The sequence below is a fragment of the Photobacterium japonica genome (assembly GCF_050337005.1).
GTDB lineage: Bacteria > Pseudomonadota > Gammaproteobacteria > Enterobacterales > Vibrionaceae > Photobacterium > Photobacterium japonica.
In genome coordinates this window covers 1-15,506 of record NZ_JAKJSN010000062.1, presented here as the reverse complement: position 1 = coordinate 15,506, position 15,506 = coordinate 1, and the positions used below count along the sequence as shown (strand labels likewise).

Here is a 15,506-nt window from a genome sequence, read left to right as displayed (position 1 = left end):
TTAGCGCCCCAACTTGATTGTTCGTAGGTGGTTACTGTCGGTAAACAGGTCTTGGTGGGTGGTCAAAATCACCATGCCACCGCGCTGTACATGCGACAAAAACAGCTGCTCCAACACCTTCACCCCTTGCTTATCAATCGCCGTCAGGGGTTCATCCAATATCCATAACATGTGGTTACTCAACCACAAACGGGCCAAGGCCACACGGCGCTGCTGACCCGCCGACAACTGACCGGCCGGCACATCTTCACGCCCTGCCAACCCCACATGGGCCAATGCTTGCCACAGGCTTTGCTCACCACTGACTGTCGGGCTGCCACGTAATGCCGATTCTGGGTTTTCCTTGTGCATTGACTGGAAAAACGCCAGATTTTCATACGCCGTCAGCTCACGCTTCACGCCGGTTTGATGCCCCAAAAACAACAAGTCTTGGTGATAATCTTCACGGGCGATTTCAATGTGTTCATTGTGCCAATACACCTTGCCGTTATCTGCGTGTCCCAGCCCGGCCAAAATCCGGAGCAAGGTGGTTTTACCGGCCCCATTGTGACCTTCAATCTGCACCAATTCACCGGATGTGACCGAGAATTGGAGATTTTCAAACAGTACCCGCTCATCACGGGTACAACTTAACGCTTCAACAGACAACATAAACAGGATGTATCCTAAGTGACACAATTAGCCGAGAATAGTAACACATTGACCTGACTATTTGTTAGTAACACGATGATCTCACTCCCTGCTCACCGCCCTTCGCCACAGGCCTCCTAGCCCGTCAAACCGCCAAGGTGTGCAAACGGGCATCGCACAGATGCGTTTTCTGCATCACAACGCGATTGCACGCTGCTGGTCCATGAACGACACCCCCCTTCTTCATTGACCTGAGAATGAAAAAAAAGTGCGATGAAAACGAGGGGCAAAAGGCAAAAACGCCTAAATGCGCACACTCTCTTTTCATTGCGATAACAAATCCGTCAATATTGTCATAGCATAGCGCGTAATAACGCTGTTAGCGTCACGAAATGACGTCCATAATCAATATCTTATTAGTCGGTCTGAGTGAGAGTGATGTCATATTCATTTACATTTATTGCCACTCAGACACATCCCGCAAGCAAAAAATAACCCCTCACGAGGAGGGGTTATCGAATGTCGATGCTGTCAGTGCTTTCGCGACGACGACTGATTACTGGTTACCGGTTACCGGTTACCGGTTACCGACGACGATGTGTGTGCATTTGCTGTAAACGCAACAGGAGCTCTGCTTCCGCTTTCGGCAAATCACACTCTTGCATCAGCTCGTTCACGTCGGCACCCAGCTCAACCATCTTGCTGGCGCGGCTGTATAAGCGACCATCGGGATCTTGCATCGCCAGTTCCCCTTGGCGATCGGCCAAGGCTTCCAGTTGTTGCGCCATATCGGCCAACGTCTGCCCCATCCCCAAGGTGCCTGCGCGCAGCTCAGTAAGCTGCTTGCTGAGACTTTCTTGTTGCTGCCGGGCGTTTTTCAACACCACTTCGGTGGCGGCAAACTTGTTTTCCAACGCTTGGCGTGCCACGCGTTCACGGCGTACCATGCCAAAGGCGATGCCCACCGCCAACAGCGACACCGCGATCGGTGCCCATTGCAACAACATTGTCATCATCTTCGCTCTGCCTTATTGCAAGATCGTCAGCGCTGCCTGATCACAGGTACGCCATGTCATCCCATTCATCGTCAGACAGCAGCTTGTTCAAATCCACCAAGATCAATAGCTGACCATCGCGGTTGCTGACGCCCTGAATGAATTTCGCGCTTTCTTCGGTGCCCACGCTTGGTGTGCTGTCAATTTCTGAGCCGCGAAGATACACCACTTCCGCCACGCTATCGACCAAAATACCGATCACTTGTTTTTCGGCTTCGATGATCACAATACGGGTATTGTCAGAGATCTCACCCTGCATCAAGCCAAAACGGGAGCGGGTATCAATCACTGTCACCACGTTGCCACGCAAGTTAATGATACCGATCACGTAATCCGGCGCACCCGGTACCGGGGCAATTTCTGAGTAACGCAATACTTCACGTACCTGCATCACATTAATGCCGTAAGTTTCTTCACCTAACTGGAAAGTCACCCACTGCAGGACCTGATCGTTATTGTCTTCTTTTTGTATTTCAGCGACACTCACCTGAGACATGCTGTTTCCTCTTTGACCTATTTTGCAGCGATAAAAATTCTGTTACTGCAGCGTTCCTGCGCGCTCACCATCCATCATGATCGTGAGCTGGCCTTCATGCCTGTTGTAACGTGGTTTGCACATCTAATCCGGCATCGAGCATCGCAATCAGCTCCGACACGTGGATCAATGCACACATTTTTTCTTTCACCATGCCCGCCAGCCACGGCCGTTTACCGGCTGTTTCGCGCCAACGCACACTGTGTTCGTCTAAGGTTTGCGTGCCTTGTAAGCCATCACACGCGAGGCCCCAACGGCTTTCGCCCAGCATGACCAGATAGCGGAACGCCTCACGATGTTCATCGTCAACCAAGCGTTCGGGCATCACCCAACGGGCGGTATCCACCACATCCATTGTCTGATCGCGGTTGGTCATCAAACCGAAGTACCAAGGCGGACGCCCTACAAGGTGGTTCATTTCACCCAGTTGATGGATCCCGCCTAACGCGGTCAATGGCACCGCAAAGGTCACGCCATTCACGTCAAAGAACAACGCCTGAAACGCGCTCCCCAACGCCTCTTGTTGTTGCCAACCATCCGGCGGTAAATCGGCCGATGCCTGTGTGGCCAATGCCGTTTCCGATGCGGTTTCTGCTATAGCAACCGATGCGATTTCTGTCGCGATCTCTGGCTCTGTGACCCTCGGCATGTCAACGAGTTCAAGCTGCTCGCGGGCGTCATGATCCGTCACCGACTCAATAACCATCTCAGACGTATTGGCGAGACCAATGTCAGACAAATCACGTTCAGGCCAATCGCGTTCAGGCAAAGCACATTCAGGAAAAACAATCTCGCTTTCCTGAACCATCGTGCCTTCCTGCTCGGCCTCGTGTGCCATCACCATCGCCCAGTCATCGGCTAAAGCCTCTGCCTCTAACGCGATAGCGGACTCCGTCACCGATTCAATGACCGGCTCTGGTTCCGACAACACACTGACTTGGCTCAGCAAACGCTGTAAATCGTCACGTTCGACAGGCATATCCAGCCAACTGGCACGGCTTGCGGGTGCCGGAACGCTTTCGGGCAACGGCAGCGCTGAAAACCGTGACGAATGAGACAGTGACGAGTGAGACATCGGCGCTGGCGCATCGTTAAAGAACGAGGCAACAGGTTCAGCCGCTAATTCACACTCTTCGGCATCGGATGACAGAGAAGAAAAATCAAAGGGCGCACACACCGATGACGCGGCAGCATCAACGGGGTCTACAACCCCAGCAGGTTCAAATACAGTTTGATCGTCTGATCCCGATTCGACTGGCCTGGGATCGTCGTTATTCAGTTCCTGCTCAGACGGCGCCTGAACCACCGAAACAACAACAGGCTGCTCATCGACAGGCTGTTCATCGATATCGCAAGCCGGTGCAGGCTCCTCGACGGTATCGTCAAGCAAATCAAAAAAGTAATCGTCGAGCGCTTGCTCACTCGACAGGCGAGAGTTATCGCTCATCAACGTGCAAACGCTCCAAATAATTCAATAGGGTTTTGTACGCAAACACACCACGGCAACTGCGTGAAAACAGTGACGGGGGCATACGCTTGATACTGGCATCGCGGAACTTAGTATCAATCGGCACCGCTGACGCCCAGACCAGCTCAGGGTAACGCAGCTTGAGCTCTTGCAACGTCTGTAACGAGGCACGGGTACGCTTGTCGTACATGGTTGGCACAATGGTGACTTTAAATCCGGCAGGCTTGGATTTCTCCATGATTTGCAGTGTGCGCATCATGCGTTCCAGCCCTTTCATGGCCAGAAACTCGGTTTGTACCGGGATCAAAATGCGATCGCTGGCGGCTAAGGCATTGACCATCATCACGCCAAGGATCGGCGGGCAGTCAATCAATACATAGTCATAATCATTCGCCAGACTGTGCAGGGCTTTTTTCAAAATTAGGCCCATGCCGCTGCGGTTCCCCATCACGCGATCAAGGGTTGCCAGCGACATGTGCGCCGGAATGATATCGATATGCGTAAAGGCCGTCGGCAAAATCAGCGGACGCACCGTATCACGGGTAATGCTGGTCAGTTGAAACAGATCAAACAAACTGGCCGGTAAGACATCTGCATCGAAATCCAGATACGTGGACAATGAAGCGTGCGGATCGGTATCGACCAACAACACCCGTTTATTACGCTCACTCAACAACCCAGCCAAGGTGACAGTGGTGGTGGTTTTCCCCACGCCGCCTTTCTGGTTGGCGATACTCCAAACGATCACGCGCGAATCCTCACCCTAATCCAAGCTCAATCATGATCCGCTCTGCAATACGCTCCAGCGGCAGATCTTCACTCGACAGGCCGGCTTTCGCCACGGCTTGTGGCATACCGTATACCACACAGCTGTCTTCATCTTGTGCCCAAATGGTCGCCCCGTTGCTTTTCAACATACGCGAGCCATCGCGGCCATCCGCACCCATGCCGGTCAGGATCATGGCCAGCACGTTGCTCTGGTACACTTTGGCCGCAGAACCAAAGGTGACATCTACGCACGGTTTGTAGTTCATGCGCTCGCCGCCATCGATAATCCGCAAACGCGCCGCGCCTGGGCGACCGTCGACCATCATCTGCATGCCGCCGGGGGCTAAATACGCCATGCCCGGTTTCAGCATGTCACCATCTTCGGCTTCTTTTACGCCGATACGACACAGGTTATTCAAGCGCGCCGCAAACGCGGCGGTAAACGTCGCCGGCATGTGCTGGACCAACACAATCGGCAGCGGGAAATTCGCGGGCAATTGGGTCAGGATTTTTTGCAAGGCCACAGGGCCACCGGTTGAGGTACCAATGGCCACCAACTGGTATTTTTTACCACTGGCTTTAAAACGCCCAGCGGTCATCGACATCGGACGCACCGGTTGGCGGGGTGTCATCGCCGACACGCTCTTTGTACCGCCGGTTAGCACCGAAGTCTGGCCCGATGCATTGCCTGCTGAATGCGCGGTTGTGTGCCCTAATGGACGCGCCGTTGTCCCGCTCAGTGGACGTGCAGTATCACGCAATGTCGTGCTGGCAGTACGCGCTGAGAGCGCCGAAGCCGTTGATGAGCTAGACGTCAATGTTGACGGCTTGCTTGAGGCTGCCGTTGGCGTCAGGGTTGACGCAGCACTGCGCAACGGACGACGCATAAAAATACGTTTGCGGGCAATTTCAGCCACGCGCTGTTGCAGCAAGGTCACCGCGTCATCACGGTTGCGGGCGATGTCTTCAAATTTCTTCGGTAAGAAGTCGAGTGCACCGGCATCCAACGCATCCAACGTGGCTTTCGCGCCTTCTTGCGTCAATGACGAGAACATCAAAATCGGCGTTGGATTAGCGTGCATGATTTCACGCACCGCCGTGATCCCGTCCATGACTGGCATTTCGATATCCATGGTGATCACATCTGGTTGTAGCTGACGCGCCATCTCCACGGCTTCTTTTCCATTAACGGCATTGCCGATCACGCTTAAACGCGGATCCGCATTCAATATTTCACTCACACGTCGGCGGAAAAAACTTGAATCATCCACCACCAATACTTTCACGGCCATGCTTATTGTTGTCCCGTTAATGTGCGTTATACCCAAATCCCCTTACGCTCACACCAAGAAGGCGAGAAAGCAAAGACGCAAAAAGACAAGGACATTTGGGTATCTGCAGATAAATTAATGCGTTATAAGGCATCGAATCGGAGTGACAGACTTCACTCTTTACCCAAGTGAAGTCTGTTTCATTCGACAGCGTGCTGCGCAGATCGCTTTAGCGACCCGCGTAATGCTTCAGCAAGTTGGGCACATCCAGAATCAAGGCAATGTGACCATCACTGGTGATGGTCGCGCCTGCCATGCCAGGCGTCCCTTGTAGCAGATCATCCAATGGCTTGATCACCACTTCTTCCTGCCCAATCAAGGTATCGACCACAAAACCAATACGCTGATGGCCAATCTGTACAATCACCACGTGACCGTGGTCGCGGGCGCGTTGGGTCGTGCGCATACCCGACAACCAGTCTTGCAAGTAGAACAACGGAATGGCTTTATCACGAACGATAATCGTCAACTGGCCATCGACGGTGTTGGTCTTGCGCAGATCCAAATGGAAGATCTCATTCACGCTCGCCAATGGCAAGGCAAACGGCTGCTCACCCACGCCCACCATCAAGGTCGGCAGGATCGCCAAGGTCAACGGCACTTTGATGTCAATGCGGGTGCCTTTACCGAGCGAGGAATCAATGGAAATCGACCCGTTCAGCTGGCTGATCCCGGTTTTCACCACGTCCATGCCCACACCACGACCTGAAATGTCCGAGATCTCTTTCTTAGTCGAGAAGCCCGGCGCAAAGATCAGGTTGTAACACTCGCTGTCCGTCAAACGAGACGCTGCATCACTGTCCATCACACCGCGTTCAACGGCAATCGCGCGCAGTTTATCCGGGTCCATACCGCCGCCATCGTCTTCGATGGTCAACAGAATGTGATCCCCTTCCTGCGAGGCTGACAGCAACACCGTCCCCTGACGCGGTTTACCGGCTTTTTCACGCACGTCTGGCATTTCAATGCCGTGATCGACCGAATTTCGCACCAAGTGCACCAACGGATCCGCTAGCGCTTCCACCAAGTTCTTGTCGAGATCGGTTTCTTCACCGCGCATTTCCAGCTCGATGTCTTTATTCAGAGTGCGCGCTAAATCACGTACGACGCGAGGGAAACGGCCAAACACTTTCTTGATCGGCTGCATGCGTGTCTTCATCACGGCACCTTGCAGATCCGCCGTGACCACATCCAAGTTCGCCACGGCTTTCGCCATGTCTTCATCGTTGCTGTTCAGACCCAAGCTCACCAAGCGGTTACGCACCAACACCAATTCACCCACCATGTTCATGATGGTATCTAGCGTAGAGGTATCCACACGCACGGTGGCATCGGCCACTTTGGCTTTTTCTTTAGCCGCAGCACGCACAGGGGCTGTAGGGGCTGCAGCTTGAGCGGCATATACCGCAGCGGCCGCAACCGGTGCAGGGTCAGCAACCACAGACGCCACAGACGCCACAGACGAGGCAGGCATTATGCTCCCGGCAACAGAAGCGGCAAACACATCGTCCACTTCCACCGCCGAGGCACTTGGCAATGCTGCCGCAGACGCTAATACGTCATCCAGCATGTTGATAACCGGATTGGTCGCCATCTCCAGCTCTTCCGCAGAAGGGCCTTTGCCGCTACCGTGTAATTCATCCAGCAAACGTTCAAATTCGTCATCGCTCATCAGATCATCGCTGTCACCCATCATGCTGACACTGGCAGCCGGTGCCGCAGGCGCCGATGCTGATGAGACAGAAGCGGGCTCTGTCAACGCGGGTTCTAACATAACAGGCACGTCAACAGCCGCGATATCGGCACTGACATCCACACAGCCTGGGGCTTTGCCCGTACCGTGCAATTCATCCAACAAACGCTCGAACTCGTCATCCGTAATGTCGCCGGTTTCTGTTTGAATTTGGCTCACAATGTCGTGACTAACAGGAGCCTCGGTCACAGATGCAGCCGGTGTAGCAGGCGCGGAGTCCAACGCCATACCCGGCGCACACCCCATGCCGTGCAACTCATCCAATAGACGGTCAAATTCATCTTGTGTCATGTCATCCACCGAATCACCTGCAATCGCCGTTGATACAACAGAGGCGGCAAATGCCGCAGGAATGGCCGGAGCGACAGGGGCTGGCGCGGGTAGATCAAACGCTGACGGCTCAGAAACAGGCATCTCGAACGCAGGGGCCACAGCAACAGGCTCAACAACCTGTTCAACAATCAGCTCCGCTACCTGCCCAGCAATCGGGGCGGCAGCCTGTTGTAACTCTTCTGCTGTCGGGGGCAAGCTAAAGCGGTGCAGGGCTTCCAGCAACGCCGGATCCGCCGGATCAACCGGTTCACGATCTTGTACCTGACCAAACATGACATTGATGGTATCCAATGCCTGTAAAATCACGTCCATCAACTCGGCGTTAACCACTCGTTTTCCGGTACGCAGCAGGTCAAAGATATTCTCAGCACCGTGGCACGCGTCCACCAGTTCACCGAGTGACAAGAAACCTGCCCCGCCTTTGACGGTATGGAAACCACGGAAGATAGCGTTCAGTAATTCACCGTCATCGGGACGGCGTTCCAACGCAACCAACTGCTCAGAGAGTAACTCTAAGATTTCCCCGGCTTCTATCAAAAAGTCCTGCAGGATATCTTCGTCTAAATCAAAGCTCATTTCGTTCCCCTAAAATCCTAGGCTCGATAGCAGGTCGTCGACATCGTCCTGGGTAGACATGACATCTTCGCGCACTTCGCTGTTCACGATCGGCCCTTCAGGTGCCAATCCACAAACAGGACGAGGTGTGTCCGTGTTGTCATCTTGTTCCATGCCAAAAGCTTTAAGTATTTCAACCAGCTGATCTTCCACTTCATGCACCAATTCAATCACCCGACGGATGATTTGACCGGTCAGGTCTTGGAAATCTTGGGCCATGAAGATCTCAGTCAAATGGCTGCGCAGCACCGTACCGTCACTCTCGACCTGAGTGAACAGATGATCAATGTCGTGACAAAGCGATTTGAATTCCATCAACTCAATCTGTCCGGCCATCAGCCGTTGCCAACGCGGGTGGATTTCTTGCAGGGTCTCCCCCATGCGATCCGCCAAAGGCTGGATAGCATCCACCGCATCCATGGTTTTATTGGCTGCTGCTTCCGTTTTATCTATTACATACATTAAGCGATCGCGGGCATCCGGGATGTCCGTCTTTGCAAGATCGTTAATACGCGGATCCAGGCGGAAATTGGCCAGTGAATCATGCAACTGGCGTGTTAATCGGCCCACTTCGGCATACACAGGATCGTGACTGTCTGAAACGAGGCCTGTCAGCATCCTGTTCGCATCGTCTTGGTTACCCGCTTCAAGCAGACTGACAAGCGTTTTGGCCTGATCAAGTGTAATCATGGTAATGGTTGTCCTTTTACGCCCGACGATAACTTATTGCATGCGCTCGAAAATTTTATCCAATTTTTCTTTCAGCGTGGCTGCGGTGAACGGCTTCACAATGTAACCATTCACGCCCGCCTGTGCCGCTTCGATGATCTGCTCACGTTTGGCTTCCGCCGTGATCATCAATACAGGCAAATGGCGTAGCTGCGCATCGGCACGGATATGCTTAAGCAAATCGATACCTTGCATGCCGGGCATGTTCCAATCTGTCACGACGAAGTCAAAGTCACCTTTTTTCAACATCGGCAGCGCTGTCAATCCATCGTCCGCCTCTTGGGTGTTGTTAAAACCCAAGTCACGTAGCAAGTTCTTAACGATTCGGCGCATTGTTGAGAAGTCATCAACAATGAGGATTTTCATGTTTTTATTCAAAGTGGCCTCCACTGCGGTCACAGTGTTTTAGCTAATGGGTATTACGCCGTCCAAGCCTTGAGCTTGGACCGCAAACGTTGCATCGCCTGACTATGTATCTGGCAAATTCGGGATTCACTCACCCCAATGACAGCCCCTATCTCTTTGAGGTTGAGTTCCTCGTCATAGTAAAGTGATAGGACTAATGCCTCTCTTTCAGGCAGTGTTTTTATGGCATCCGCCAGTGACTGGCGGAAATTATCGTCTACAACTCCCTGAAAAGGAAGGTTTTCATGGATAGATTCATCATTAGAAACCACATCTTCTGCGACACCCAGATCATCCATCCCTACTAAACGGCCGCAATTGACGTCATTCAGGGCTTGGTGATACTGCTCAAGCGGCATCTCAAGGTGGGCGGCAATTTCCTGATCATTGGGATCGCGCCCTAAGATGCCCTCAAGCACTGAAATGGCTTCGGTGATGCGGCGACTGTTCTTGTACACCGAGCGCGGCACCCAATCACCGCGACGAATGTCATCTAACATCGCGCCTCGGATCCGGATCCCGGCAAAGGTTTCAAAGCTGGCCCCTTTGCTCGGATCGTAATTTTGCTGCGCCTCCAATAGGCCGATCATGCCCGCTTGGATCAAGTCTTCCAGCAAGATATTGGGGGGTAATCGCCCCATCAGATGGTGCGCAATGCGTTTTACCAGCGACGTATAACGCGCGATAAAGGCATGCGGACTTTCCTGATAACGGCCATAAGTCAGTGCTTTATTCACTGAGCGACACCTCTTGCTGTGTGCGCTTGATCAGGAGTTTTTCGACAAAGAATTCTAAGTGACCACCCGGGCTCGCCGGCACGGGCCATGTCACGGCTTTGTTTGCCAGTGCATTCATCGCCAACGCCGCAGGACTACGCGGGTAGGCTTCCACCACCACACGCTGACGTTTCACCGCTTGGCGCACGCTGTCATCGAGCGGAATACACGCCACCAATTCCAAATTGGCCTGCAAGAAACGCTCGGTCACGCGGGTCAGTTTGGTGAACAAATCTCGGCCTTCACGGTAGCTACGCACCATGTTGGCGACAATTTTGAAGCGCTGAACATCGTATTCACGGCTCAGGATTTTGATCAGTGCATAGGCATCAGTAATCGACGTGGGTTCGTCGCACACCACCACCAATACATCTTGTGCCGCGCGTGAAAAGCTCAGCACCATGTCTGAAATGCCCGCGGCGGTATCCACCAGCAACACATCGATGTCGTCTTCTAACGTACTGAACGCACGGATCAATCCCATGTGTTGGGCGGCGGTCAGTTCGGCCATGTTCTGCGTACCGGAAGACGCAGGGACAATTTTCACCCCATACGGCCCTTCCACGATGATGTCTTGCAAATCACAGACACCCGCCAACACATGCGACAAATTACGGGTCGCACGCACCCCGAGCATCACATCCACATTGGCCAGACCCAGATCGGCATCCAACACCATCACGCGCTTACCTTGGCGAGCCATCGCAATGGCCATGTTCAAGGTGACGTTTGTTTTTCCTACGCCGCCTTTACCGCCCGTAACCGTAATCACTTTGGTCGAGGTAAGCTGTGTCATACGGCGCAAACCGCTCGCTTGATCGTACATGCTGGTCTCAATCATAAAAGTCTGCCGACTGGTTGTCAGAGCTATCGCTAGTCCAGTAATGGGGTTGCTGACTTAACTCTTGTTCTAATAATTCATTTGCTCGTGCAACCAAGTAGTTACCCGTAGCGACCTTAATATCTTCTGGCACGCGCTGCCCGTCGGCCAAATAGGCAATGGGCAACGCATGTTGAATCGCGACACACACCACTTCTCCGAGGCTGAGCGATTCATCCAATTTGGTCAGCACGCACCCCGACAACGGAATACGGCGGAAATGTTCAATGGTTTCATGCAACACACGGCGTTGGGCTGTGGCAGGTAACACCAAGAAACTGCGGATCTGCGACCCACTGTTTTGCATCAAGGTATCTAACTGCTCAGACAAGCGAATATCACGCTGGCCCATACCGGCGGTGTCTAACAAAATCAGACGGCGATGACGGAGCTGATGAAGTATATCGGCCAACTCTTCGGCATCTTTAGCCACGCGTACCGGACAGCCCATAATGCGGCCATAGGTGGCCAACTGCTCATGCGCCCCAATACGGAACGTATCGGTGGTGACCATGGCGATCTGATCCGGACCAAAGTCCATCGCCGCGCGCGCCGCCAATTTGGCGATGGTGGTAGTCTTCCCCACCCCCGTCGGCCCCAACAACGCCACGACGCCACCGGTATTTAAAATACAATCGTCCGTCGTACTGATTTGATCGGTCAGCAGATCTAACAACGCCGGCCACGCTTCATTCGGCGGCACATCTTCTGGGATGTAACACGCCAACTGATCGGCCAATTCTGGCGACAAGCCCATTTTTTCTAAGCGTTTGATCATCATGGCGCGCATCGGTTCACGGCGCTCCACTTCCTGCCACATCAACCCGGACACTTGGTGTTCCAGCAAACGGCGGATAGAGGCCAGCTCATTGCGCATGGCATCCATTTCCCCTTCGCTGTGCGGCTGGGCTTTGGGATCGTAACGGCTCGGGTCTAACCGATTGCCGCCACGGGCATACTCGGATGATGCCGACGTGCCCTGTGGGGTATGACGACGCTGCCCGCCCACGCTGTCTGGCTGCCGTACTTCCGGACGGCGGTAATCACCGATGTCCAGTGCGTGTGCCTGACGGCCATAACCTTGTGCCGATGGTGATGCTGCCGCTCGAGACGGCGCGGTGCGTGATTGTCCCGCCGAACGGGCAACCTGTGATGCTGGACGCCCAACCGGTTCGCGATCATAACCGCCCTGTCGGAACCCCGCATTCAAAGCATCTTGTTCCTGATAACGGTGATCACCGTGCCTATCACCACGCTGATCGCGTCGCCCTTCTTGATGACGATCGCGATTAAGATCTCGATGTGCATCTCGGTGCGACTCTCTCTGCAAACCTTGATGTAGGTCTTGCTGCGCCGTTGCGTGAGACGGTGAATGCGAGTGCTTCGACTGGCGCTGTAACAACGCCGACAAGGAATCCGCTTCAGGCTCCATCTCTGCGGCATCACTGCCGGTATAATTTTGCAAGACATTGGCAAAACGGCTGACGTTAGCAGGCTGCTGCAACTGCACTTTGTCATCCACTAACTTGCGTTTCGCCTGACCCAAGCGCTCTGCCAACATGTGGCGCGTAGAGGTCGATGCCGGTGGCGTGTCGTCGACGTCAGTATCCACTGCCGCAACAATCTCCACCCCGCCGGTCACTTTCTTGTTGGACATGATCACAGCATCCGCGCCCAACTCTTCTTTAACCTGACTCAGGGCGGTGCGCATGTCCTTGGCAAAAAAACGTTTAATTTTCAATATTATAATCCTGCTTCATCATGCTGCGTCTCTGACGTCTACCCGTAACGCTATGCTTCACATTGACCCTAGGCATTACTGATTACCCACGGCACTGACGATACGTATTTGTTTCTCGTCCGGTACTTCTTGATAAGAGAGCACCCGCAAAGAAGGAATGGTATTTTTCACAAACTTCGCCAACGTCGAGCGCAACACGCCCGATGTCAGCAAGACAGCCGGTTCGCCTTTCAGCTCCTGCTGCTGGGTCGCTTCTGCCAAGGAGCGCTGTAAACGCTCCGCCAGCCCCGGTTCAATGCCCGTGGATTCCCCACCGGCAGACTGCATTGTCTTATGCAATATCTGTTCCAACTCTGGAACCAGTGTTATCACCGGCAATTCAGGCTCTATTCCATTGATTTCTTGGCAAATTAAACGTTTAAGGCTAATGCGTACTGCGGCCGTCAAAATGTCAGGATCTTGACTTTTTGCCGCGTACTCAGACAAGGTCTGCACAATGGTGCGAACATCACGGATCGGGATCCCTTCATGCAGCAAGTTCTGCAGCACTTTCACCACCGCCCCCAACGGCAACTGCTCCGGCACAAACCCTTCCACCAATTTCGGTGTGTTCTGTGCCAGCATTTCCAACAAGTTCTGTACTTCTTCGTGGCCCAACAGTTGCGAGGCACAGTTGGTGAGGATCTGGCTCAAGTGGGTCGCCAACACTGTGGCGGAATCCACCACGGTGTAGCCTAAGGCTTGTGCATGCTCACGCTGGGAGTCCAAAATCCACACCGCGTCCAACCCAAAGGCGGGATCACGGGTCGCTTCGCCGTCAATATGGCCAAACACTTGGCCGGGGTTGATCGCCAATTCCATGTTCGGGTGGATATTGGCTTCACCGCAAGCGACACCCATCAAACTGATTCGATAGGTATTGGGCGGCAATTCCAAGTTATCGCGAATGTGTACCGGTGGAATAAGGAAACCAAAATCTTGCGACAGCTTCTTACGTACGCCTTTTACGCGGTCAAGCAGTTCGCCGCCTTGCTCTTTATCCACCATCGGGATCAAGCGGTAACCCACTTCCAAACCGATGATGTCGACCGGTTGCACGTCATCCCACGACAGTTCTTTTTGTGGCGCGGGGGCTGTCAGATCGGTCGTCGGTTTCTCGGCTTCTGCAACAGCGGCGGCTTGCGCCTGTTTAATGCGCCAGTAGGCAAAACCACCCACAAGGGCAGCGAATAGCAAGAACGGGATATGCGGCATACCCGGCACGACCCCCATTACAAACAAGATCGCACTCGTAATGACCAAGGCTTGCGGGTTACTGAACATTTGATGGGACATTTGCTGGCCCATGTCTTCGTCAGTATTTTGACGCGTCACCAGCATTGCAGCGGCGATTGACAGTAACAAGGAGGGGATCTGTGCCACCAAACCATCACCAATGGTCAGCAAGCTGTAAATTTCAATCGCTTCGCCAAACCCAAGGCCATGCTGGCCCATGCCAATCACGACCCCGCCGATAATGTTCATAAACAAAATCAAAATACCGGCAATCGCATCCCCTTTTACAAACTTCGAGGCACCGTCCATCGAACCGTAAAAGTCGGCTTCTTTGGTCACTTCAAAACGGCGGGTACGGGCCTGATCTTGGTCAATCAAGCCAGCATTTAGATCGGCATCAATCGCCATCTGTTTACCCGGCAAAGCATCCAAGGTGAAACGCGCACTCACTTCTGAAATACGCCCCGCACCTTTAGTTACCACCATGAAGTTAATGATCATTAAGATCAAAAACACCACTAAACCAACGGCATAGTTACCCCCAATCACGACGGCACCAAAGGCATGAATCACATGTCCCGCCGCTTCGGGCCCTTCATGACCATACAGTAAGACGACACGGGTCGAGGCCACGTTCAAGGCTAATCGCAACAAGGTCGCGATCAACAAGATGGTCGGGAAAGCGGCAAAATCCAGCGGGCGACGCGCATAAATAGTGACCAGTAGAATCACCATTGCCAACGCGATATTGAAGGTAAATGCCATGTCCAACAGAATGGGAGGCATCGGCAAGATGACCATGCCGAGCGTGGCAAGTACCATGATCGGGGCGCCGATAGCCGGCATCGACTCTAGCCGTGAAAACGGTAATTTATCGGAAAAAGGTAAAGAAAATTTCATGTCATCCGGTTATGGCAGCAAGGAACTCTGTAAGTCACGTGATATACGCAATATCACGCTCAGTGACACGGTTTAATGCAAGAACCATTCCAACAAACCGACAAAAAATTGACGCAGGAAGAAGGGGCGAGTTTTAAGTCTAAAGGGACGAGTCACGCTTCGCTTCGAGGAACGAGAAAGATCGATGTTCAGGAACGAGTTTTAAGGGACGAGTCTCGGGTAAAAGCGGAAGGGCAAAAGAGGTTATGGGATCCTGTGGTCCTGTGGTCCTGTGGTCCTGTGGTCCTGTGGTCCTGTGGTCCTGTGGTCCTG

13 protein-coding genes are annotated in these 15,506 nt (G+C 53.3%); all 13 read right to left on the bottom strand.

What is annotated here, in order from left to right:
- On the bottom strand, positions 1-651 hold the full coding sequence (gene ccmA / locus L4C36_RS19925; protein WP_428479548.1) for a cytochrome c biogenesis heme-transporting ATPase CcmA: 651 nt from the start codon (positions 649-651) through the stop codon (positions 1-3).
- A 563-nt stretch (positions 652-1,214) separates the two neighbouring features.
- On the bottom strand, positions 1,215-1,646 hold the full coding sequence (locus tag L4C36_RS19920; RefSeq protein WP_428479547.1) for a DUF2802 domain-containing protein: 432 nt from the start codon (positions 1,644-1,646) through the stop codon (positions 1,215-1,217).
- A gap of 40 nt (positions 1,647-1,686) precedes the next feature.
- Complete coding sequence (locus L4C36_RS19915; RefSeq protein ID WP_428479546.1) at positions 1,687-2,181, bottom strand: chemotaxis protein CheW; 495 nt, start codon at positions 2,179-2,181, stop codon at positions 1,687-1,689.
- 94 nt (positions 2,182-2,275) lie between these two features.
- Complete coding sequence (locus L4C36_RS19910; RefSeq protein ID WP_428479545.1) at positions 2,276-3,667, bottom strand: chemotaxis protein CheW; 1,392 nt, start codon at positions 3,665-3,667, stop codon at positions 2,276-2,278.
- Positions 3,657-4,436: a ParA family protein gene (locus L4C36_RS19905; RefSeq protein WP_428479544.1), complete on the bottom strand. Its 780-nt coding sequence runs from the start codon at positions 4,434-4,436 to the stop codon at positions 3,657-3,659. Before L4C36_RS19905 ends, L4C36_RS19910 begins: the two co-directional genes overlap by 11 nt.
- A 10-nt stretch (positions 4,437-4,446) precedes the next feature.
- Positions 4,447-5,748, bottom strand: a complete 1,302-nt coding sequence (locus L4C36_RS19900; RefSeq protein ID WP_428479543.1) for a protein-glutamate methylesterase/protein-glutamine glutaminase — start codon at positions 5,746-5,748, stop codon at positions 4,447-4,449.
- A gap of 208 nt (positions 5,749-5,956) precedes the next feature.
- A complete protein-coding gene (locus tag L4C36_RS19895) occupies positions 5,957-8,449 on the bottom strand; it encodes a chemotaxis protein CheA (RefSeq protein ID WP_428479542.1) in 2,493 nt (830 codons plus the stop codon).
- Between the two features lie 9 nt (positions 8,450-8,458).
- Positions 8,459-9,178 carry a protein phosphatase CheZ gene (locus L4C36_RS19890; protein ID WP_428479541.1) on the bottom strand — a complete coding sequence of 240 codons (720 nt, stop codon included), beginning with the start codon at positions 9,176-9,178 and terminating at the stop codon, positions 8,459-8,461.
- A 33-nt stretch (positions 9,179-9,211) separates the two neighbouring features.
- Positions 9,212-9,583: a chemotaxis response regulator CheY gene (gene cheY, locus L4C36_RS19885; RefSeq protein WP_047876291.1), complete on the bottom strand. Its 372-nt coding sequence runs from the start codon at positions 9,581-9,583 to the stop codon at positions 9,212-9,214.
- Positions 9,584-9,636: 53 nt separating this feature from the next.
- Positions 9,637-10,359: an RNA polymerase sigma factor FliA gene (locus L4C36_RS19880; protein ID WP_428479540.1), complete on the bottom strand. Its 723-nt coding sequence runs from the start codon at positions 10,357-10,359 to the stop codon at positions 9,637-9,639.
- Positions 10,352-11,239 carry a MinD/ParA family protein gene (locus tag L4C36_RS19875; RefSeq protein ID WP_428479539.1) on the bottom strand — a complete coding sequence of 296 codons (888 nt, stop codon included), beginning with the start codon at positions 11,237-11,239 and terminating at the stop codon, positions 10,352-10,354. Before L4C36_RS19875 ends, L4C36_RS19880 begins: the two co-directional genes overlap by 8 nt.
- A complete protein-coding gene (flhF, locus tag L4C36_RS19870; RefSeq protein ID WP_428479538.1) occupies positions 11,232-13,019 on the bottom strand; it encodes a flagellar biosynthesis GTPase FlhF in 1,788 nt (595 codons plus the stop codon). Before flhF ends, L4C36_RS19875 begins: the two co-directional genes overlap by 8 nt.
- A 75-nt stretch (positions 13,020-13,094) precedes the next feature.
- A complete protein-coding gene (gene flhA / locus L4C36_RS19865; RefSeq protein WP_428479537.1) occupies positions 13,095-15,194 on the bottom strand; it encodes a flagellar biosynthesis protein FlhA in 2,100 nt (699 codons plus the stop codon).
- Positions 15,195-15,506 lie beyond the last annotated feature (312 nt).